The sequence below is a fragment of the Glycomyces salinus genome (assembly GCF_016428645.1).
Lineage (GTDB): Bacteria > Actinomycetota > Actinomycetes > Mycobacteriales > Micromonosporaceae > Glycomyces > Glycomyces salinus.
Map to the genome: position 1 here is coordinate 161346 of NZ_JAELXW010000006.1, position 18951 is coordinate 180296.

Here is an 18951-nt window from a genome sequence, read left to right on the forward strand (position 1 = left end):
CTTTCAGGCCAGGAGAAGTAGGAGGTCCCAGGTCGGGTTGGGTTGGTGTCTGCTGGTGAGCGCGGCGAGCGCCTGACCTGGCTGTCCTTCGAGGAGATCGCTGCCGCCGCTCGGGCGTATCCGGTCAGCGAGGTGACTCAGGAGGTGGTCGTCAATGACGTCGGGCTCGTCCTGGTGTGCGCGCCAGGCGGTTTGGTAGATCCCGGCCCAGCCGTGGCAGAGCGAGGCGTCGGTGACGTGGGTGAGTTGGTCGGGGTCGGTCAGGCAGGAGCGCAGCGCGAGGGCGGCGGTGAGGGCGCGGTCGCGGTCGCCGAGGGCGATGCCGGCGAGCTGCTGGGCGCGGGCGATGCCGGGGGTGCCGTAGCACCAGGAGGGGCGGCCCGGCGCCGGTTGATCGGAGGTGTTCGCGTCGAGTTCGGCGAGGGTGATCCAGTGGGGCCACCACGGTGTGGTCGTGGATTGCTGCCAGTGGTCGAAGATCGCCAGGTAGTGGCCGATGGCTTCCGCGTGGGCGGGTCCGGTGGTCTGTTCGATGGTCGCGAGCGCGAGGAGGGCGAGGGGTCCGGCGATGCCGTGGGCGATCCCGAGGTTGCCGTGGCCGCCGGCCAGGGGCGGGTCGGTGACGTTGGGGGCGTGGTCAACCCACCAGAGGGGGAGGCCGTCGCAGTTGCAGCGGGCGGGGTCGGCCAGGAGCGCGAGGTGATCGAGGATAGCGGCCAGTTCGGCCGCGACCGGGTCGGTGTGGAGGAGGTAGGCGCCCAGGCCGGTCAGTCCGGTGAACAGGTCGTAGCTCTCAAAGCGCGCTGGCCGTCCGGTGCGCAGGCGCCGGTCGGCGGCCTTGAGGTGGGTTCGGATGACACCGAGAGCGGCCCGATGGAGGCGATCGGGGACGCGTCCGCCGGTGGCGGTGGCGACGGTAAAGGCGATCGCGGGTGCGCCGGTGAGCAGTCCGGCTTTGGCCCCAGCGTAGACGGACCGGCCGGTGGCGGCTTTGATCCAGTTCAGGGGCGGATGTGGCGGGTCCGGGTGGGCGGCCAGGTACAGGCCGGTGCCGAGCGGCCCGCTGGCGAGGTCGGTGGCCGTGAACGGATCGTGGGAGGCGTCCGGGATCGTGAGGGAACGGTCGTAGTCGGCGAGGTTCATCGCGGGTGTCCTTGCTGGTGGTGGTTGGCGAGTGCGAGGCTGCGGGTGTAGTAGAGCAGGCGTCGTTCGGTCTCGGGGTCGGGTCCGAACAGGCGGTTGCAGACCAGATGCAGGAGAGCGGCGGTGACTTCGCTGAGGTCTGGTGGTTGCTCGGTGTTCTGGTGCTGTTGTCGGTAGTTCGCGGCTACGGCGTGGCGATCGGACCAGGGGGTGTCGTTGTTGGTCGGGGCGGCGTACCGGTGCCGAGCGCGGTTGCGCGTGTGGCGGGCGCGATGGCGAGCGGCGTGCGTGGCGGTGATCGTCTCGGGGGCGTGCTGATCGATGTGGTCGATCAGCCAGGCCCACGCTGTTTCAGGGGTGTCGGCCAAGGATTCGGCCAGGTGCAGGAGGTTGACGGCTGACCCGGCGTCGCGGTCGATACTGGACGGTTCTGTGCTGCTGAGGATCGCAGCCGCGCATGTGGAGTCGGCCACGAAGAGATCTTCGGCGACTGCCAGCAGGGGGCCGTGTCCGTAGCGGTGAGTCTCGGGTCGGTAGGTCGCCAGGTGGCAATCGGAGATCAGGCCGGCCTCGATCAGGAAGCTGGTCCATTCGGCGATGGCCTCCAGGTCGCCGCGGCCGGTGCGCGGGAGGCGTAGGCGCAAGTGCGGTGCGGGGTCGGGGTAGTGGAGGTACCACGCGCCACCCGTGCTGAGCTGGTCGGTGAACGCGGGCAGGTGTCGGGTGATGATCCGTTCGGCCTCGGCGGTGTCGGTGAAGAGATGGAGGCTCCACCAGCGGCCCGTTCCGGGCGGCTGGGCGGTGGCCGGTGACGCGCCGGGGCGGCGTGGGGCTGGTGCCGGTCGGGCCGGTGGGGCGATGAGGGGGACGTTGATCTCGTGGGATCGGGAGGCGATCCAGTCGGTGCTGCCCGGTTCGGGGGCTTCGCGCAGCTCGACGGTGCCACCGCGTCGCTGCTCGACGTGGAGCATCTGGCGGTGCTCAGGTCGGTCGAGGTCAAGCGTGAAGCGCACGTCGGTCGCGCCTACGGCGACGAACCACGCCAGGCCGGTCCGGTCGCACCATGCGGCGAGATCACGGTCCCAGTCGGTGAAGTCCTGGTTCGGGTCGAGGAGCGCGGCGTCGAGGCGCCAGCGGGCGGGAGCGAGGATCAGTTGTCCGTACTGGACTCTCGGGAGTACGGGGAGGGCATTCGCCGCGCCCCACGTCCACGGGCCGAGGGCGGTGTCGAAAGCGACGGTCAACTCGGTCAGGAACCGGGTGGCCGGGTGCTGGTACTTGACCGGTTCGATGGCGTTGCAGGTCAAGGTGCGCACTGGTTGGCCGGTGTCGAGGTTGACAGCCCAGAGTCGTTCGGCGTCGCCGGTGATGCCGATCCGGTCGGGCCGCAGGGCGGTCGGGTCTGCGGGGTGTTCGCCGATGGGGATGAGTGTGTCGAGCAGGCGAGGGTGGGCGGCGAGGTCGGTCAGGTCGTCGGCGAGCGGGACCGGTGAGGTCTGGGCCCACCGCCAGCCCGGGTGGGCCCGTTGGAGGTCGGTCAGGGCGTCGCGGGCGGCGGTCGTCGCGGTGGGGTCGAGGTAGGTCAGGTGTCGTCCGGTCGAGTGGAACAGCGAAGGTGAGGCGGTGCGGACGGTGGCCGTGAAGTCGCCTCGGTCGACGGCTCCGGGGGCGTCGGCCGCGATGGTGAGGGTGACTTCGGCGCACGGCGGCGCGGTGGCATCGCTCTGGGAGAGCTCGTCGATGAGCGCGTCGGTCAGGTGCAGCGTGGTCTCGCCTGCCAGGAGGGTGTGTTCGGCGAGTGCGAGGAGTCGGCGGTCGCGGTCGCCGAAGGCGGGGGCCGGTGCCGGGAAGGCCGAGCCGCGGTAGCCGGCCGGGGGGCCCAGTCCGGCGGCGGGGTCGAGAAGCCGTGGCAAGGAGACGACGTGGCCGGGACCGTAGTGGTCGAGCCAGCGGCGATGGTAGTCCTGCCAGGCCGGGTCGCCCTTGGGGTGGGGAGAGAGGCGCAGGAGTATGTCGGCGGCCCGGGCTGCGGCTCGGGCGACCGGTTCGGGGACGGTGAGGGCGGCATCGTAGGCCGCGTTGATGATCGTCGAGGTCTGCGAAGGCGGGGTGCGGACCGGAAGGGCGGTGATCGAGGTTGCGGTGTCGGTCAGCAGGAGTCGGTGTTCGATGAGTCCGGCGATGACGCGGTGGCAGGCGTCGACGGCCAGGGCTGGGTGGACGGTGCTGATCGCCTCGGTCAGGGCCTCGATGGTGACCGGCTCGCTCGCGGTGTCCCAGAGGGTCGACAGCGGCTTGGTGCGCCGCACGGTGATCGTGCGCGGTTCGGTCTCGATGGTGTCCGCCGGTGCCCAGGGCAGGATGATGCAGGTGGGTCGTTCAAGTGCGAGGGGGTTGCGGCACACCGTGATCTGGCCGAAGTTCGGTTCGCTCGGCCGGGCCGGGGCGTCGGTCTCGGTGACGAGCCGAGCGTAACTGGTGTGGTGGACGATGGTCGGCTCGGCAGGCAGGTCGAGCGCGGCCGCGGGGCCGATGACTGCTGGCAGGCAGGCGGCCCAAGTGCCGAACGGGGTGGCGCGGGAGTGGTGTCTCAGCAGGTAACGGGCGAGCGAGGTCGCGGCACGTCGGACATCGCGATCGGAGCCGTGGCCGGTCAGGATTGAGGCGACCGCGTCGGCCAGGTGCGGACTGGCGAGGGCGACGGCGGCCGCGAAGCCCGCGTCGGCCCAGCGGGACTTGATCCAGTCGCGTACCTCGGCCGTGGGGGCGGCGAAGTCCGGGAGATCGGGTAGTCGGTCGGTGGTGGTGGAGAGACGGGCGATCAGGCCCGACGTGGCCGTGAAGGTCATCGCGGAGCGGTCTTTCGGTCTCGGTCGGATTTGAGAACAGCGGGGTACCGCCGCGGCGGTACCCCGCTGGCCTGCCTCAGGTGCAGGTCACGCAGGCGCTGGCCCGGGTGCTGGTGCAGTTGTCGGACGTGGCCTCCATGAGGGTGGCGTACTGGTCGCCTTCGACGAAGCTGATGTCCAGGTCGAACTCCTCGACGCTGACGTCAGGGGTCTCGATGGTGGTGCTTTCCATGGGTTTTCCTCCTCTCTGGTACTCGGGGGACGAGGACTTTGCCCTGCTCACGCATCGGGCCAGTCGACGGTGATGCGTGAGCAGGGACGTTCTTCGACCAGCCCTGCCGGGAGCAGGGCCGAGCTGGCACCGGTCGGCCAGACGGTGATGCGCGCTTCCTTGCCCCTGGCGCAGGCGTCCCAGTCGCGGACCAGAGCCGCCAAGCGCTCGGCGAGCGCTTCGGCGTCCGGGCCGTGCCCCTGTGCGCCGATCTCGTAGTGGTCGGAGTCGGCTCGTGGCTCATCCCGGAGCGTGAGGAACGCGAGGTTGCGGTCGTTGTAGAGCGTGATTGAGCCGAGGCCGATGATGGTTTTGAGCCTTCCGGATCGCCGCGCCTGCGTGGCGGCTTTGAGGTGGGCGGTGTTCTGCGACCAGGCCGCGATCCACAGTTCCAGGTCGTTCCAGATCGTCGTCGGAGTCACCTCGGCCCCGGTCCAGACGGTGACCGGGTCAGTCTCGATCGCCGCTCGCATCGATTCGGGTTCGATCGGCTGGTGGGAGTCGACGCGCAGTCCGGTGCCGTCCTCATCGAGGAACACGGCGCGCTCGTCGAAGGCCATGCCGCCCTGGCCGGGGACGAAGCCGCCGAAGTCGTAGCCGGTGGAGACGAGCCGGTCGCCGTCGCGCTCGAACCTGACGGTGCGGGTCATGCTGCGCAGCCGCAGTGGCGCGACGATCGCGCCGCCGGGTTTGAGCTGGTCGCGCCAGGCTGGAGGGATGTCGGCGCAGGTGACGGTGACGATGATCCGGTCGAACGGGGCGGCCTCGGCCGCGCCCTTGGAACCGTCGGCGCAGACCAAGCGGACCGAGTCGAATCCGGCCGCAGTCAGGGAGGCACTGGCGCGGTCGATGACGGATTGATCGATGTCCACCGACACCACCGCGCCACCGGGCCCGACCAGTTCGCTGATCAGGGCCGCGTTGTAGCCGCCCGATCCGATCTCCAGCACCCGCATGCCCGGACCGATGCCGGCCTGGTCGAGCATCGTGGCGATGATGTTCGGCGCTGAGACGGTCGAGGTCGAGACTCCACGCTCGTTCTGCTCGTAGCGCACGATGTCGTTGGCGTAGGCCGCTTCGAGGCTGGCACCAGGGCAGAACTCGTGCCTCGGCACCCGCTCGAGCGCGGCCCGAACTGCGGGCGAGAGCGGGCGTCCGATCTGGTCGGCCTCGGAGGCCACTGCTTCGACCATGGCAGCTCGGAGTTGTTCGGCCCGCTGGTCGTTCGCTTCGGTAGTGGGCATGTGGGTCCCTTCATGGTTGTGTGGTCCGTCCCTATGCGCATGGTGTCGCGTCAGGGCGCCAAATCGGGGTAGGACAGAGATGGCTGCGGTGCGCCGTCATTGGTCGAGCGTTGCGCTGACGATTCCCATTCGGCGTAGAACTGCTCGAGATACATCTCCATGAATACGTGGCGCTTCTCGGCTATGTCCCGGGCCGATTCGGTGTTCAATCGTTCCTTCAGCAGCAGCAACTTTTCGTAGAAGTGGTTGATGCTGGTGCCCCGGTGGTTGAGGTACTGCTTGGTGGTCGCATGGAGTTGGACCGGCACCGAGGGATCGTGCATGGCGCGGCCCTTATGGCCGCCGTAGGTGAAGCACCTGGCGATGCCGACCGCGCCCAGGGCGTCGAGTCGGTCAGCGTCCTGGACGCACATGCCTTCCAGGGTCAGCGGGGTCGTTGGCGTCTCGGCGCCCTTGAAGGAGAGTCCGGCGATGTCGCCGGCGAGACGGTCGGCCCGGTCGGTGTCGACACCTTGGGCGAGCAGCCATGTGCGTGCGGTGCGGCTCCCGGAATGTTCGTCACCGGTGAACTTGAAGTCGGCCACGTCGTGCAGGGCGGCGATGAGCTCGACGTCCTCGAGATTCGCTGCTTCGGCTCGTGCGAGTCGGCGGGCCATGCGGAAAACCCGCATCACGTGGTGGATGTCGTGGCCGGTCGCATCGGCGGCGAGCTCGCTGGAGGCATGGTCCAGCGCGGATTGCACGAGCGGCGACGAGGGTTGTCTCTGGTCTGGAGTCTGGGATTCGGTTGAGTGCATAGCGTTCTCCAATGCCGATAGTGCGGTTCTGTGGTTCGCGGAGGCGGAGGGATTCGAACCCTCGGGACGGGGGCTGCCCGCCCACTGGTTTTCAAGACCAGCGCGATAAGCCAGCTCTGCCACGCCTCCGGGGTGGGGCCGCCACTGCGAGTGGGAGGTCGCGGCTGGTCGTGGCGGCCCCAGTCTCTGGTTGGGTCACGGTGGTGGGGGTGGGTCGGTGGCGAGCTTGGCGAGCGTGGCCTTGTGCGGTGCCAGCCAGGAACGGATCCGCATATCGCCGATCGCCCACTCGTCGGTCACTCGCTCGTAGTCGGTGATCGCGCCGTCGGCATCGACGGTGATGCGGGCGTGTGGGACGAGGACGGTGTCGGCCCCGACGCGGCTGATCACCGATACCTGGAACTGGTCGGTACGCGGTTCGGCTTCGATGGCCACGTGCAGCACGTCGCCTTGGAAGGTGAACAGCACGGGCGCGTCGGCGAAGTCGCGGAGTCGGTCTTGTGTCATGACTAGCCTCTCTTCGATCAGTGCCGAGCGAGTTGCGGCTGGCGCATCTGGGCGAACATGCCGTAGTCGCCGAACGCGTTGTCGATGTCGGCGGGGTGGAGCCCGTAGCGGCCCAGCCCGTACTCGTGCGCGCGGGCCCGAGCCGGGCGGGCCAGAATCGACTCGAGCGCGGCCGCGTCGGTCTGGCTCCAGCGCGTGCCCAGCAGCCGGTAGAGCTCGGGGACGGCTGCGTGGGGGTCGGCGGTCAGCCAGTCGTAGGGGACGTCGATGATCCGTTCGGGCTGGATGCGGGGGCGCTGGTCGCGGGCGCGTTCGACTAGGCGGGAGGTCTGGCGCAGGCACATCTGCCCGATCTCGGCCAGGTCCGGGCGGCGGACATGGAGTCGGGTGGAGGTCTCGACCAGGGAGCAGATCGATCCGAGCACGGTGGCCGGGTCGCGGTGCATCCACACGATCGACGCGACGGGGAACAGGCGCACCAACTGGTCGAGGTGTTCTAGGTGGGTCGGGGATTTGAGCACCCACCGGGCGCGGGGTCTGCCGTGCTGGAGGACTTGGAGGGCCTGCTTGAAGAAGTCGTAGTCGCCCGTCCAGTCCCGCTCGGTCAGCCATTGCTCGTATTCGCGCATCTGGGCGCGCGCCAGGTGATGAGCGCCGTGCGGCATCAGGTGCGGCTCCTCGTCGACCTTCTCGGGGTCGAGCGGGTGGATCGAGATCAGCGCCGGTGCCAGCCGGTGGACGGTGTCGAAGGCGCGGGCCAGGCGGCGGCTGATCGCCTGTTCCTCGGCCTCGGGCCGGGCCAAGTCGGTGTGCATGTACTCGCGCAGCAGCGGCCCGCGATGCCCGGCCGAGTGGGCCAGGATGTTGTGCGTCAGCGTCGTCGCCGTGCGGGGAAGCCCGACGACGATGATCGGGCGTTCGATGACCTCGTCGCCGATCTCGGGGTGCTGGGCGTGCAGGCGCTGAATGCGGAAGTAGTTCTCCATGCGGGCCTGGACGTCTTTGACCGCCGAGATCCAGCCGACCGACCGGAGCCGGTCGACTCCGGCGAACCAGGCCAGCAGGTACTGGAACGAATCGATAAGGGCCGGGTCGCCGATCTCGGTGTCGGTAGCGAGCCCGGCGGCCCGCGCCGCACGGGCGCGGAGCCGCGCGAAGGTGCGGGGCGGTCGGGCTCGGCCGCGGGCGGTCGGCCACAGCAGGCTGTCGAGGATCGGAACCATCGCCGAGGTGCGTTTCATCGTCTACTCCAGGGGGTTGCGGTTGTAGTTGGGGGTCAGAGTCCTTGGCCTGGTGGGGCCTTGGGGCCGGTGCGCAGGCGTCGCACGGCTCGGACGATCAGGTGCAGTCCGGTGGCGGTGGTGACCAACCCGGCGGCGCCGACCGCGACTGCCAGCGCCACATCGTCGTCCCACAGGCCTACGGCGGTGGCGATGCCGGCGAGCCCGAAGCCCCACAGAATCACCGGCCCGGTCAGGCGGGCCGCCCATTCCAGAGCGACGCTGGCGGTGTTCAAGCGGTCCACGGCCGGATCGCCTCCCCACAGTTGTTGGCGGCTGGCGGTGTGTCGCCTGCTGGGTGCGGTCCGGTCACGATCCTCCTCCGAGCTAGCCGAAGACAATGACGGCGGCGATCGCGGCGATGACCAGGCCGAGCGTGAAGCGTCTGGCCTTCCATCGCTGGTAGGGGGAGGACCACAGAATCGCGAAGAAGATCAGCAGAATGCCGACAACGATCCCGGGGACGGCGGCGAGCACGTCGACGGAGAAGGATGCGGTGAGGTGAAGGTCCATAAGGGTCTAGTCCTGGGTCGGGGTCAATGCTGGTGGATGTCGTAGACCGGGCTGCCGCCGCATTTGCGGCAGTTGCGCCATCGGCGGTGGGTGCTGAGGCGCATGAGGGCCATCCAGGACGGCTCCCAGTCGCGGCCGGTCCCGTCGCAGGCGCGGCAGGCGTCCTGGGTGTAGGTGTGGCGGGAGTAGAGGACGACGCCGATCCAGAAGGCGGCGATGGCCACACAGAGGAGGGCGGTCTTGAGCAGGGTGGACATGTGGGATACCTGGGTGCGTTAGCGATGGGGGAGGTCGGGGTTGCCGCCGAGGGTGACCGGTGGTGGGGGCCGGTGGCGGCGTCGCGGGTTTCAGACATGGTCGTCTCCCGGGGTAGTGATGCCAGTGTGGAGCTGGATGCCGAGTTCGGTGTCGAGGTCGGTGCCGTCGAAGATCGTGGCTACGGCTGCCTGTACGGCTCGGGTGACGCCTTCGCGCGCCTTCGAGCCGTGCTGGAGCCCGAGGGCGTGGGCGCCTAGTGACCATTCGGCTTCGAGATTGCCGTCGTCGTCTCGCTCGAAGACCGCGATCGGCCGGTCGCTTCCGCCCGGCTCGTAGGCGACGAGATCGAGCATGGTGCCGCCGTGGTCGGTGGCCGTCAGGACCATCTCGCGGGCGAAGCGATGGAACCGCGCGAGCGTGTCTCCAGCGCGGATGGGGCTGGTGCTCTGCTGGTTGACCATGGGCTGTTGCTCCAGTCTGGTTCAGTGCTGGTAGTAGCCGCTGCGGAATGTCGGGTCGACGGCGATCCAGAGTCCTTCGCCGGTCTTGCGGACGGTCTCGCGCACTGCTGTTCGGTCGAAGTCGTCGACACCGATCCAATCGGCGAAGCAGTAGTTCGAGCGCACCCGTGGTTCGAGCGGGTAGCCGTGCTGTCGGCGGCCGAGCAAGGTGACTGTCGCCAGCCAGACGGTGCGGTCGGCGGAGCGGAGCAGTTCGACGGCGACGCTGGCGGCGTTCCATCGGGCCGAGAACCGCAGTTCCCGGTCGTCGATGACGGTGGTGTCGACCAGGCTCCCGGCGATCCACTCTGCGGTCGCTACCCGCGTTTGTGGACCTTCCACAGGTTCGTGATCTCCGTCTTGGCTTTGTCGATCTCGGATGCTGACCAGTTCGACGGCAGCGCGAACCGCGGCTGTCCTGAGTCGAGTCCGGTCGCGACGGTGCGCTTCTTTGACTCGGGGTCGGGATGGACGCGCAGTAGGCTGGCCGAGTCCGCCTCGGTCTCGGCGTACACGCGGTAGTGCGCGCCGTCGTCGCCGATGCCGAGCTTGAACTCGCCGATGTTGATCTTGGCGCCGGGCTGCGGTTCGGCTTCCGTGGTGGTCATGCGATCACCTTCCACTGCCGCAGGAATCCCTCGAGGGCGTCGAAGAAGGCCTTCAGGTTCTCCTCGCCGCCGATGAGCGCGCGGTAGGTCGGGTGCCACCGCTCGGTCAGTCGGCCGTCGAAGTCCAGCACTGCCGGGCCGAGTCCCATGCGTTGGTTGCCCTTGGTCGCCTCGCACCAGAAGAAGTTGTCCCCGGTGCGTTGGACCAGGATCTCCTCGGCCTGGCATCCGGCGACCTGGCTCATGTCGATCGAACATCGCAGTTCCTTCATAACGGCCTCACTCCCATCGCCGCGGGCAGATCGCGGTAGGCGTAGGCGGCCCCTGGCGGGAGGCCGGCCTCGGCTTCGGTGAGGAGGTGTTCCCGGGCGGCCTGCCGTAGTTCGGCGGTGGTGGCGAGTTCTTTGAAGTCCTGGATTGCGGCGGCGCGTGCGGCGCAGCCGTCGCGTCCCCATCGCTTGCCGCAGCACATGCAGACGCGGCGGCCGAAGCCGAAGAAGGTCCGTGTCCAGGCGTAGTGGAACCGGAGATCGAACTTCGCGGCCCGGCGCCTTCGATGGCGTTCCTGGCCCGGGGACTCGTCGCGCGTCTCGGCGCTGGCGGGTCCCCGACGTATCATGGTCGAGGTCATGGGAGCTGTAGCCTCCTGTGATTTCAGAGGCGGCCCGCCCGAGATGCGTTCCGGCAAGATCTCATGCTCGAAGCGGGCCGCCCGTCTTTGTGATGGCGGGAATCGATGAAGTTGTGCCCGCCCGCCTCCGCAGACCCCTCAGTGAGGGAGACGGGCGGGACCGGGCCGCCTCGCGGCAACGACGGTCGAACCGCCCTGCGAGTCAGCAACCGCGCTAGCGGCGCCCCTGAGTCAAGTCACTCTCAGCAACATCATGACTCTTGTCACCAGATTATGTGTGATCTAATCTATGGATGTCAAGAGTTGAAATTCAACTTGTTGATCCGCGTGTCGTACAGTCTCGGGATAGGTTATGCCGCCCCCAGCAAGTACGTGATCGCGGGGTAGGGTTTCGAAAGGTAGAAGGATGCCCGCTGACCTGGAGGTAGACACGATGAAGCGTCCGATCGGGCCCACAGTCCCGCGCTGGCAACTCGGTGCTCTGCTCCGGCAAGCTAGGCTCGCGGCGAATCTTGACCAATCGGATGCCAAGGATCATCTCGGATGCTCGATGGGAAAGATCACGAACATCGAGACCGGCCAAGTAGGCGTGGTGAAGTCGGTGGTCAAAGACCTGCTCGACCTCTACGGCATCAACGACCCTGACGAGCGTGAGCGGTATTTCGAACTCCAGCGCCTTGGGAAATCGCGAGGATGGTGGGCGAGCCACGGTCAGCTTCCGACAACGTTCCAGGACTTCCTGGGCGTCGAGTCGGCTGCCACCATCATCGAGGGCTTCGAACTCTCGATCGTTCCGGGGCTGCTTCAGACCGAAGATTATGCTCGGGCTCACGAGCAGGCTCTGGCACCCGGCCAGTCGAACGATTGGATCGAACGCCAGGTCGAACTTCGGATGGATCGCAGGAAACACGTCCTTGAGGCTGACGATCGTCCGCGGCTGTGGGTCATCCTCGACGAGAGCATTCTTCATCGCCTGGTGGGTGGACGGGAGGTCATGAAGGAGCAGTTGACCTACATGCTTGACCAGATAGAAACCAAGATCTGCGAGTTCCAGATCGTCCCGTTCTCTGCCGGTGACTACGCAGGCACCCTCGGCAAGCTGGACATCTACTCGTTTGACGAGGAACTGCACACGCCTATAGCCTTCGTTGAGTCGCAGGCAGGCAGCCTCTACATGGAGAAACCCGAGGAGCTGCGGCGCTGCATCGACGCCTATACTTACATCAGGTCCACCGCGCTCAGCCCGGAAGAATCGGTAAAGCTCTTGAAACAACGAGCGCAGAACCTCTAGGGAACTGTCATGACGAGCCTTGAATTGAACTCCATCACCTGGCGGAAGTCCAGCCGATCCTCGGCCAACGGCAACTGCGTCGAGGTTGCATGCCCGCACGACACCGTGGTCGCCGTCCGTGACTCGAAGCTGCCGACTGAAGGCGACTTCCCGCACCTGTTGGTCGACGCAGATGCCTGGTCCGGTCTGATCGCCGGAATCAAGGACGGCTCGATCTCCTAGCCCCAGCCGACTTTGGCAAGGGCGTGTCTCCAGGGGGACACGCCCTTGCCTTTTGTGCTTTTTCAGGTGGTTTTTCATCTATCCGCCCGTTCCGATCGTTGAACGCGTTTCGTTCTTGGTGAACCCAATCGGAAGCCGAGCTTCGGACCGTGGGTCGCCGACGACCCTGTTGAACAGGCGGTCGCCCTCGAACGCAGCTCGTCCGTGCAACCAGCGGGTGTTATCGAGGACGAGACCTTGGCCTGCGCACAGTTTGAAGCGGATCTGATGTTCGAGCAGGGCTTCGCGCAGGCTTTCCCACGCGCGCCGAGCATCTGAGGCCACTTCGACCAAGTCGTCGGCGCGGTAGCGCATCGCGACGTGGTCCCTCGCGAGGAGCTCGAACGTTGCCGCCGGCAACGCACCGGCCCCGAACCTGACAGCCTCTGGCTGGGAGAGGGTTTCCGCGGCCTGCGGATCGTGGGTTTGGAGGTGGCGGTAGACCGCCGCTCCATCGATCACCACCGTGGTACCGCCGATGGGTGCGGGGCTGACGCAGGCCAGGGCGAGTAGGTGTGGGGGATTCGGAAGACTCGACCCCTCGGTGTGCGGGCGGACCGCAGCCCTGCTGAACCCGACTCCGGCCGCGCGCTGGACTAGGTCTTCATCGGGACGGATGCCTGTGACATGGTCGGCGTCGGCGTCCCGATGGCCCCTTGAAATCATGAACGCACTGGCAAACCTGGTGAGCTGTGTTCGATCGGCGATGCCGGCGAACGTCACGATGCCGCGATCCCTCAGAGCCTCAACGACGGCCGCAGGCTGCTGATGGTCGACGTAGAAGTGTTCGAACTCGGACATGTGCTGCCTCCCGATTGCCGTGCTCACTCCACTGTCGGTGGTGGTCATGCCGCACTGCAAGACTCTGCACTTGACACGTAGTCAACATCGGCCTGAGCTGCGCGGACGGAGGTTGACAGATTGTCAACCCGATCGCGCTTCTCAGATGGTGCTTCTACTGAACGCACGTGCTAGCGTCCAAAAGGACCCGATTCCACTCCGAGGTTCTGGAGCCACGATGAGCGATCAACCCGCCTGGCAGCCAGCGCGATTCCCGGTCTCGATCAAGGGCGTCGCCGCCTGGGGCGGCGAGATTCTCCTGCTGCGGAACGAGAGGGACGAATTCGAGCTTCCCGGCGGCAAGATCGAGATAGACGAGACCCCGACCAGTTGCCTGGCGCGAGAGATCCAGGAGGAGACCGGCTGGAACGTCGCGGTCGCCGACATCCTCCACTCTTGGCTCTACCACATCAAGGAAGGCGTGGACGTCTTCGTGGTGGCCTACGGCTGCCCGGTCCTTTCCGACAAGCCCCCGCGAGTGAGCCACGAGCACAAAGAAGCTCGACTTTTCAAGCCCGCCGAGGTACCCGACCTCAACATGCCCGAGGACTACAAGATCGCCGTCGACAAGTGGTGCCGGATGCAGGGGCTGGAGTGATGCGCGATGGCGCTGGTCTGTGGCACCTGCGGGACCGAGCTGCATGACGGAAGCTCCTGCGTGGCCTGTCGTGCAGCCGATGGTCTGATGCCCGCCCTTCCAGGGGCGGGACCGGCCCGCGTCGCTGTGCTGGCCTGGTTGCAACCTCGAGCTCAAGCAGCACTCGCCACTGGCCGGCTCTCACTGATCCTGCGGACCTGGCGCTCAATCACCGGCACACAGCAGGCCGAGATCGCAGACGCGCTGGGGTACACAACCACCTACCTCTCGAAGATCGAGAACAACCGCCGAGACATCACCAACCTCGCCGACCGCCGCCGCATCGCCGACTACCTCGGGCTCGCACCGCACGTCCTCGGCGTCACCGACGAGCAGAGTGGCGACTACCGGACCATGCTGGAGTTCGGCGAGGCCACCCTGCGCCTGGCCGCAGTCGCCCGCAACGCCGGACGCCCTGCCGCGGCGCTGAACGAACTGTGGCCGCTCATCCAGAAGCTTGAAGACCGCGTTCAGCACGGCTACATCGATCCGGGGATGGTCTCTCTGCTCGCTAGAGCCCGGAGCGCGCTCGGGGTCTACCTCGGCGACATCCTCCCGGCCCAGGGCCTCGCAGTCTCGTCCCGGTGGACCGGCCGCGCCCTCGCGCTGACCGAACGACTCGGCGACGCCGACCTCCACGCGCGAGCGCTGCGCAGCCACGGCAACGAACTGCGCAAAGCCGGCAACCTCGAAGGGGCGATCCGGCGACTGCGTCAAAGCGCTGAACTCGCACACAACGACCTGAAACCGACCGTACTGACCGCGCTGGCGCGAGCAGCGGCCGAAGCCGACGCGCCGGAGCTGTTCGACGAGGTCGTAGCCGACGCCCGGCGGCTGGCCGACACCACCGCGCCTTCGGCACTGTTCAACGGTGCGATCGTCGCTGAGGTGCACCTTCGGGGCCTGCTGCACTTGGGCCGGAAGCGCGAAGCCGCCCGGATCCTTGAAGTACCGATCGAAGGCGCTGCCGGCTCAGCACCGCAATGGCGTGCGATCGCCATGATCACCAAGGGCGAAGTGCTGGCTGAAACCGGTGCGACCGAGGATGCCGCAAGGCTGCTACCGCAGGCAGTCAACGAGGCACGGGCCTGCCGTCTGCCCCAGCAGCTCCAGCGGATCGCTCGCCTCGCCAAGGTCTCACCAAGTCTCGAAGCAATAGCAATGGACAGCCGCACCGCACTGGGTGAACTCGCGGCGGCCAAACCTGGTACACACGATCACCGCATTCCACAGCAAGATTGATCTAGGAAGGGCCACCCCTGAATGTCTTCGATCGATGAGTTCAGCGCCGCCATCGGCGCGGCAGCCGAGGCCGTCGAATCCGTCATTACCGCGACCAGCAGCGCGAAAGCCTCCGGCGATGAGTTGTCCGGGCAACTGGCGCAGTTGGGCTTGGAGGGCAAGACCAACCAGATCAACGCCGTCGGTCAGCGGCTCGAATCCGAAGCACTCGCCGCAGCAGCACAACTGCAGGAACTGCTCAGCGAGATCCAGCAGCAAGCCGAAGCAACTCGCGGTTTACAAGGCGCACCGAGGGCCGGCACCAACGCCGGGGCCAGCAGCCCGGCACCACCCGAAACCACCGCTCCATCACCAGAGTCTTCGAGCGGACCGATGGCACCGCGCGAGATCGGTGGCCGGCTCTATTCGATTCACGCACAAGAGCGCATGGCCGATCCCACCCGCAACGTCTCGGCACCAGAGATCGAGCGGGCGATCACGGATGGGAAGAATCGGCCCGGCACGCGGCCTGGCACGATTGATTACTATGACGCCGAGGCGAAGATCCACGTTGTGACCAACACGGCCGGAGACGTCGTCACCGTCCGGCGACAGTCGAGAACCCCAGGATGGGCGAGGTAATGGACACTACCCAGGAACGCGTGCGCGCATCGATCCGCGAGGCCATCGAGAAATACCGGTCCGGCACGACCACCCTGAACGACCTCGTCGGGAGCCTACTGCCCATGCTCGAAGAGTTGCAGCCCGAGGAGGTTTGGGATAAGGCCTACGAGCTCTACAACGAGCTCGACACCTACTACGGCTTGCTCGCCACGGGCGAGGTGGTGCAGCGGCACGGCCGCGACTTCCCGCTCACTTCAGACCAGCGAGCTGAGGTCGACCGCATGCTCGGCGGTATCGAGGAACTCCTCACCTAATCACCCGGTTCGCTACCGGCACACGGTGCCGCCAATGTCAGGTTTCGTCTGGGTTCTGAAGCAATTCACGGTGCGGCGGGCGGCGGTGTCTCGGCGGTGCGTATTAGACGGCTCCGTCTCGGATCCGTAGGGATTGGCTCCAAGACCCAACCATCAGGAAACTGGTGCGGGACCGTCTCCAGGAAGGTCGCGCCCCGGAAGACCATGATGCTGTCGAAGGTCACGTCCCGGAAGTCCGCGCCGCCTTCGAAGCTCGCGAGCTGAAAGTGCGCGTCGCCCGTGAAGGTCGCGCCCTGGAGGACTGTGTGGCCGGTGAAGGTCGAGCCCCAGAAGTTCGCGCCGCCTTCGAAGCTCGCGAGCTGAAAGTGCGCGTCGCCCGTGAAGGTCGCGCCCTGGAGGACTGTGTGGCCGGTGAAGGTCGAGCCCCAGAAGTTCGCGCCGCCTTCGAAGCTCGCGAGCTGAAAGTGCGCGTCGCCCGAGAAGGTCACGTCCCAGAAGTCCGCGACGCCGGGGAAGGTCGCGCCCCGGAAGACCGAGAGGCTGGCGAAGGTCACGTCCCGGAAGTCCGCGCCGCCTACGAAGCTCGCGAGCGGAAAGTGCGCGTCGCCCGTGAAGGTCGCGCCCGGGAGGACTGTGTGGCCGGTGAAGGTCGAGCCCCTGAAGTTCGCGCCGCCTTCGAAGCTCGCGAGCTGAAAGTGCGCGTCGCCCGTGAAGGTCACGTCCCAGAAGTCCGCGTCGCCGGTGAAGGTCGCGCCCCGGAAGACAGCGTCGGCACTGAAGGTCGCGCCCCGGAAGTCCGCGCCGCCGCCGAAGGTCACGTCCCAGAAGTACGTGGCACTGGTGAAGGTCGCGTCCCGGAAGTCTGCGCCGCCGCCGAAGGTCACGTCCCGGAAGAACGCGGCACTGGTGAAGGTCACGTCCCAGAAGTCTGCGCCGCCGGTAAAGGTCGCACTCTGGAAGAACGCGGCACTGGTGAAGGTCACGCCCCCGAAGTCCGCGCCGCCGAAGGTCACGTCCCGGAAGTCCGCGCCGCCTTCGAAGCTCGCGCCCCCGAAGTCCGCGCCGCCTTCGAAGCTCGCGCCCCCGAAGTCCGCGCCGCCGCCGAAGGTCACGTTGATGAAGTCGGCCCAGGTCAAGTGGCAGCCTCTGAACAGGAGGTTGTCGAGCCGGGCGTTTCGCAGGTTCAGGCGGGAGTGTTCCCAGTAGAGGTCTTCCCTATTGGGATTCAGGTGGCGCTGCATGATCTCCTGGGCGATCAGGCGTACCTCGCGTTCTCCCTCGTCAGTGGTGGCTTCGGCGGGTGGGGGGCCGACGGGTTCGAACTGGCGAGCCGGAAGCGGTGCGCTCGGCTCGGTGCTTGTGGGCGTGTAGGGCAGCCGGAGATAGGAGCAGATCTCGTCCAGAACGACTTGCCGGAGGTCGGTGTGCTGTTGGCCGATGCGTTCGAGGTTGTGGAGTCCGCCGATGCGGACGGCGGGATTGTCGGAGCCGAGTTGCTCGACGGCGCGAATGCGCGCGTCGGTGATCCGGCGTTGAAGCGCGTCGTCCTCGGTGTTAGCGGTGGACCGCTCGTGGTGTTGCTGTCGGCGCAGAGCCAGGATCAGGCCAGCGATCGCGACGAACCCCGCACCGGCCGCGAGTGCGTTTCGGCGGGCTTCGGCCCGCATCTGCGCGATCGCAAGCTCCCGGTCGGTGTCCTGGCTCGCGGCATCCTGGGAACTCTGGCTTGTCTCGGTGGTCGCGGGCGGGGTATCAGGGATGGGTGCGGCGAGGATGAGATAGGAGACGTAGATTGCCACGAGGATGAAACCAATGGCGACTACGGCGATCACGGCGGTTCGTATGTTGCTCGACTTCGCGAATGCGCGAACGCCGCCTTGGGGCGGTTGAGGGGGCATCTTCCCAGGGTAGGGCATATCTAGGAACCGGACTGTTCAAGCGCGCTTACCGGTCGGTCTGAGAACCTGCAGAGAGGTCTTGGAACATCGACTCCAGATCGAATTCGCCGTCCCGGACGCCTTCGAGGAATGCGTCCCATTCCTCGGGGGTGTAGATGAGGATGACACCTTCGGGTTGATCCGCGAGCCGTAGACCGATCAGGCCGTTCTCGCCGTAACCGATCTCGAGCGTGCCTTCAGCACCGCTGACGGTCGGCGTCCGCTTCCACTTGGCGGTGGCGGGGTCGAATTCGCCTTTGAGCGGGTGATCTCGCATATCTACCACGAGTTCCAGGGTACGTCCCAGCGACGAGACCCATTAGGCATGGCGGTGGAGAGCCACCGTCACGGTGAACCTCCACCATGCCGGTGGGCCTCCGTCTCGATTATCTGAGGTCGAGGTGGCCGATGTCGCTCGCCTGCATGAAGGTGCCGACGTTGCCGTGGACGTTGTTCTGGAACTTCGGGTTGGTCTTCGGTGGTTCGAAGGTGAAGCCGCCCGTATCGGAGCGGGTGACCTTCCATCCTTCGATCGTCACGGGGCCGTCTCCGGGCCGAACCTCACGGGTTACCTCACCAATTGTGACGTTGGGGCCATCGGTGCTGATGGTGGGAAGCATAGGGGGATCGTCCTCCGCATGTTGAACTGTCGGGTACCCGACAATATCGGATCTGCGAACTTCGTGGGGCAGCCGCAGCAACAGGCACGGTCAAACCTGACGAACCCGCACATCGACGCCGTATGTGGCTTGAATCATGTCGCCAGGCCGGGCAGGATGACTCCAGGGAATTGCCCACAACTAGACAAAACCCCCTTGTTCCATAGTAGATAAGAATTTTCAAGTCTACTTCCAGGGCCGATGACTCAAATCTGACTCAAATCCGGTACCAACGGGCTCCTCGGGCCTGCGAGGACATCGGGACTAGTCACTACATAGGTGAACTGCCGATCGTCCCCGATTGCCCGATGGGGACAGAAAAGCCCCAGACCAGAAAACCATGAATTTGGGTTCTGACCTGGGGTTTTGGTGGGCGTACCTGGACTCGAACCAGGGACCTTTGAGTTATCAGCTCAACGCTCTAACCGCCTGAGCTATACGCCCGTGCTTGTGTTCTTCAGTTGTCCGGGGCCGGATAGACCTCAGAGTTATCAGCTCCGTGCCACGTGCCGTGTGTCATCACCCGAGTCCCGAGACCGTCAACAAACCCCTGCGACACGGTCAAT

At 66.6% G+C, this 18951-nt stretch carries 25 protein-coding genes and 2 tRNA genes; 6 read left to right on the plus strand and 21 right to left on the minus strand.

The window, feature by feature from the left end; all coding sequences use genetic code 11:
- Positions 1-3 precede the first annotated feature (3 nt).
- From JFB92_RS02970 to JFB92_RS03045, 16 genes are all read right to left on the minus strand, one after another.
- On the minus strand, positions 4-1143 hold the full coding sequence (locus JFB92_RS02970) for a lanthionine synthetase C family protein (RefSeq protein ID WP_199034718.1): 1140 nt from the start codon (positions 1141-1143) through the stop codon (positions 4-6).
- Positions 1140-3992: a lantibiotic dehydratase gene (locus JFB92_RS02975; protein WP_199034719.1), complete on the minus strand. Its 2853-nt coding sequence runs from the start codon at positions 3990-3992 to the stop codon at positions 1140-1142. Before JFB92_RS02975 ends, JFB92_RS02970 begins: the two co-directional genes overlap by 4 nt.
- A 76-nt stretch (positions 3993-4068) precedes the next feature.
- A complete protein-coding gene (locus JFB92_RS02980; RefSeq protein WP_199034720.1) occupies positions 4069-4224 on the minus strand; it encodes an FxLD family lanthipeptide in 156 nt (51 codons plus the stop codon).
- A 47-nt stretch (positions 4225-4271) separates the two neighbouring features.
- A complete protein-coding gene (fxlM, locus tag JFB92_RS02985) occupies positions 4272-5507 on the minus strand; it encodes a methyltransferase, FxLD system (RefSeq protein ID WP_199034721.1) in 1236 nt (411 codons plus the stop codon).
- Between the two features lie 50 nt (positions 5508-5557).
- Positions 5558-6250, minus strand: a complete 693-nt coding sequence (locus tag JFB92_RS02990; RefSeq protein ID WP_199034722.1) for an HD domain-containing protein — start codon at positions 6248-6250, stop codon at positions 5558-5560.
- Between the two features lie 92 nt (positions 6251-6342).
- A tRNA-Ser gene (locus JFB92_RS02995) sits at positions 6343-6433 on the minus strand.
- A gap of 66 nt (positions 6434-6499) precedes the next feature.
- Positions 6500-6811, minus strand: coding sequence for a hypothetical protein (locus tag JFB92_RS03000; RefSeq protein ID WP_199034730.1), 312 nt, complete (start codon positions 6809-6811; stop codon positions 6500-6502).
- Positions 6812-6828: 17 nt separating this feature from the next.
- Positions 6829-8052, minus strand: a complete 1224-nt coding sequence (locus tag JFB92_RS03005) for a sulfotransferase family protein (RefSeq protein WP_199034733.1) — start codon at positions 8050-8052, stop codon at positions 6829-6831.
- A 35-nt stretch (positions 8053-8087) separates the two neighbouring features.
- The gene (locus JFB92_RS03010; protein ID WP_199034735.1) at positions 8088-8336 is read right to left on the minus strand and encodes a hypothetical protein; all 249 of its coding nucleotides are present in this window, start codon (positions 8334-8336) and stop codon (positions 8088-8090) included.
- A gap of 82 nt (positions 8337-8418) precedes the next feature.
- A complete protein-coding gene (locus JFB92_RS03015; RefSeq protein WP_199034737.1) occupies positions 8419-8604 on the minus strand; it encodes a hypothetical protein in 186 nt (61 codons plus the stop codon).
- Between the two features lie 23 nt (positions 8605-8627).
- Entirely contained in the window at positions 8628-8861 is a 234-nt protein-coding gene (locus JFB92_RS03020) for a hypothetical protein (protein ID WP_199034739.1), read from the minus strand.
- Between the two features lie 90 nt (positions 8862-8951).
- The gene (locus tag JFB92_RS03025) at positions 8952-9323 is read right to left on the minus strand and encodes a hypothetical protein (RefSeq protein WP_199034741.1); all 372 of its coding nucleotides are present in this window, start codon (positions 9321-9323) and stop codon (positions 8952-8954) included.
- 21 nt (positions 9324-9344) lie between these two features.
- Complete coding sequence (locus JFB92_RS03030) at positions 9345-9704, minus strand: hypothetical protein (RefSeq protein ID WP_199034743.1); 360 nt, start codon at positions 9702-9704, stop codon at positions 9345-9347.
- Positions 9680-9970 carry a hypothetical protein gene (locus JFB92_RS03035; protein ID WP_199034745.1) on the minus strand — a complete coding sequence of 97 codons (291 nt, stop codon included), beginning with the start codon at positions 9968-9970 and terminating at the stop codon, positions 9680-9682. The genes JFB92_RS03030 and JFB92_RS03035 overlap by 25 nt, the downstream gene beginning before the upstream one ends.
- On the minus strand, positions 9967-10242 hold the full coding sequence (locus tag JFB92_RS03040; protein WP_199034747.1) for a hypothetical protein: 276 nt from the start codon (positions 10240-10242) through the stop codon (positions 9967-9969). Before JFB92_RS03040 ends, JFB92_RS03035 begins: the two co-directional genes overlap by 4 nt.
- The gene (locus tag JFB92_RS03045) at positions 10239-10601 is read right to left on the minus strand and encodes a hypothetical protein (RefSeq protein ID WP_199034749.1); all 363 of its coding nucleotides are present in this window, start codon (positions 10599-10601) and stop codon (positions 10239-10241) included. Before JFB92_RS03045 ends, JFB92_RS03040 begins: the two co-directional genes overlap by 4 nt.
- Positions 10602-11007: 406 nt before the next feature.
- Between JFB92_RS03045 and JFB92_RS03050 the strand changes: the two genes are divergently transcribed.
- Both JFB92_RS03050 and JFB92_RS03055 read left to right on the plus strand, forming a co-directional pair.
- Positions 11008-11892 (plus strand): helix-turn-helix domain-containing protein, encoded by an 885-nt coding sequence (locus JFB92_RS03050; RefSeq protein ID WP_199034751.1) that lies wholly within the window; start codon positions 11008-11010, stop codon positions 11890-11892.
- A gap of 9 nt (positions 11893-11901) precedes the next feature.
- Positions 11902-12114: a DUF397 domain-containing protein gene (locus JFB92_RS03055; RefSeq protein WP_199034753.1), complete on the plus strand. Its 213-nt coding sequence runs from the start codon at positions 11902-11904 to the stop codon at positions 12112-12114.
- A gap of 78 nt (positions 12115-12192) precedes the next feature.
- On the opposite strand, the gene JFB92_RS03060 is transcribed toward JFB92_RS03055, so the two are convergent.
- Positions 12193-13002, minus strand: coding sequence for a TauD/TfdA family dioxygenase (locus JFB92_RS03060; RefSeq protein WP_199034761.1), 810 nt, complete (start codon positions 13000-13002; stop codon positions 12193-12195).
- A 169-nt stretch (positions 13003-13171) separates the two neighbouring features.
- On the opposite strand from JFB92_RS03060, the gene JFB92_RS03065 reads away from it, so the two are divergent.
- The 4 genes from JFB92_RS03065 to JFB92_RS03080 are packed head-to-tail and all read left to right on the plus strand — an operon-like array spanning position 13172 to position 15789.
- Positions 13172-13591, plus strand: a complete 420-nt coding sequence (locus JFB92_RS03065; protein ID WP_199034763.1) for an NUDIX hydrolase — start codon at positions 13172-13174, stop codon at positions 13589-13591.
- Positions 13592-13597: 6 nt separating this feature from the next.
- Positions 13598-14872 (plus strand): helix-turn-helix domain-containing protein, encoded by a 1275-nt coding sequence (locus JFB92_RS03070; RefSeq protein WP_199034765.1) that lies wholly within the window; start codon positions 13598-13600, stop codon positions 14870-14872.
- Between the two features lie 21 nt (positions 14873-14893).
- Positions 14894-15493, plus strand: a complete 600-nt coding sequence (locus JFB92_RS03075) for a DUF4258 domain-containing protein (protein ID WP_199034766.1) — start codon at positions 14894-14896, stop codon at positions 15491-15493.
- Complete coding sequence (locus JFB92_RS03080) at positions 15493-15789, plus strand: hypothetical protein (protein ID WP_199034767.1); 297 nt, start codon at positions 15493-15495, stop codon at positions 15787-15789. Before JFB92_RS03075 ends, JFB92_RS03080 begins: the two co-directional genes overlap by 1 nt.
- 65 nt (positions 15790-15854) lie before the next feature.
- Here JFB92_RS03080 and JFB92_RS03085 read toward each other — a convergent pair whose 3' ends face one another.
- The 4 genes from JFB92_RS03085 to JFB92_RS03100 all read right to left on the minus strand — a co-directional run bounded on the left by JFB92_RS03085 (position 15855) and on the right by JFB92_RS03100 (position 18829).
- Entirely contained in the window at positions 15855-17621 is a 1767-nt protein-coding gene (locus JFB92_RS03085) for a pentapeptide repeat-containing protein (protein WP_199034768.1), read from the minus strand.
- 112 nt (positions 17622-17733) lie between these two features.
- The gene (locus tag JFB92_RS03090; RefSeq protein ID WP_233162209.1) at positions 17734-18003 is read right to left on the minus strand and encodes a DUF397 domain-containing protein; all 270 of its coding nucleotides are present in this window, start codon (positions 18001-18003) and stop codon (positions 17734-17736) included.
- A 109-nt stretch (positions 18004-18112) separates the two neighbouring features.
- Complete coding sequence (locus JFB92_RS03095) at positions 18113-18265, minus strand: hypothetical protein (RefSeq protein WP_199034770.1); 153 nt, start codon at positions 18263-18265, stop codon at positions 18113-18115.
- Between the two features lie 487 nt (positions 18266-18752).
- Positions 18753-18829, minus strand: a tRNA-Ile gene (locus JFB92_RS03100).
- Positions 18830-18951 lie beyond the last annotated feature (122 nt).

Coding starts and splice junctions, on each gene's coding strand:
- JFB92_RS02975 (WP_199034719.1), bottom strand. CDS start 3,992: ATGACCTTCACGGCCACGTCGGGCCTGATCGCCCGTCTCTCCACCACC.
- JFB92_RS03020 (WP_199034739.1), bottom strand. CDS start 8,861: ATGTCCACCCTGCTCAAGACCGCCCTCCTCTGTGTGGCCATCGCCGCC.
- JFB92_RS03060 (WP_199034761.1), bottom strand. CDS start 13,002: ATGACCACCACCGACAGTGGAGTGAGCACGGCAATCGGGAGGCAGCAC.
- JFB92_RS03090 (WP_233162209.1), bottom strand. CDS start 18,003: ATGCGAGATCACCCGCTCAAAGGCGAATTCGACCCCGCCACCGCCAAG.
- JFB92_RS03025 (WP_199034741.1), bottom strand. CDS start 9,323: ATGGTCAACCAGCAGAGCACCAGCCCCATCCGCGCTGGAGACACGCTC.
- JFB92_RS03015 (WP_199034737.1), bottom strand. CDS start 8,604: ATGGACCTTCACCTCACCGCATCCTTCTCCGTCGACGTGCTCGCCGCC.
- JFB92_RS03065 (WP_199034763.1), top strand. CDS start 13,172: ATGAGCGATCAACCCGCCTGGCAGCCAGCGCGATTCCCGGTCTCGATC.
- JFB92_RS02980 (WP_199034720.1), bottom strand. CDS start 4,224: ATGGAAAGCACCACCATCGAGACCCCTGACGTCAGCGTCGAGGAGTTC.
- JFB92_RS03050 (WP_199034751.1), top strand. CDS start 11,008: ATGCCCGCTGACCTGGAGGTAGACACGATGAAGCGTCCGATCGGGCCC.
- JFB92_RS03035 (WP_199034745.1), bottom strand. CDS start 9,970: ATGACCACCACGGAAGCCGAACCGCAGCCCGGCGCCAAGATCAACATC.
- JFB92_RS03080 (WP_199034767.1), top strand. CDS start 15,493: ATGGACACTACCCAGGAACGCGTGCGCGCATCGATCCGCGAGGCCATC.
- JFB92_RS03070 (WP_199034765.1), top strand. CDS start 13,598: ATGGCGCTGGTCTGTGGCACCTGCGGGACCGAGCTGCATGACGGAAGC.
- fxlM (WP_199034721.1), bottom strand. CDS start 5,507: ATGCCCACTACCGAAGCGAACGACCAGCGGGCCGAACAACTCCGAGCT.
- JFB92_RS03000 (WP_199034730.1), bottom strand. CDS start 6,811: ATGACACAAGACCGACTCCGCGACTTCGCCGACGCGCCCGTGCTGTTC.
- JFB92_RS02970 (WP_199034718.1), bottom strand. CDS start 1,143: ATGAACCTCGCCGACTACGACCGTTCCCTCACGATCCCGGACGCCTCC.
- JFB92_RS03045 (WP_199034749.1), bottom strand. CDS start 10,601: ATGACCTCGACCATGATACGTCGGGGACCCGCCAGCGCCGAGACGCGC.
- JFB92_RS03040 (WP_199034747.1), bottom strand. CDS start 10,242: ATGAAGGAACTGCGATGTTCGATCGACATGAGCCAGGTCGCCGGATGC.
- JFB92_RS03055 (WP_199034753.1), top strand. CDS start 11,902: ATGACGAGCCTTGAATTGAACTCCATCACCTGGCGGAAGTCCAGCCGA.
- JFB92_RS03005 (WP_199034733.1), bottom strand. CDS start 8,052: ATGAAACGCACCTCGGCGATGGTTCCGATCCTCGACAGCCTGCTGTGG.
- JFB92_RS03075 (WP_199034766.1), top strand. CDS start 14,894: ATGTCTTCGATCGATGAGTTCAGCGCCGCCATCGGCGCGGCAGCCGAG.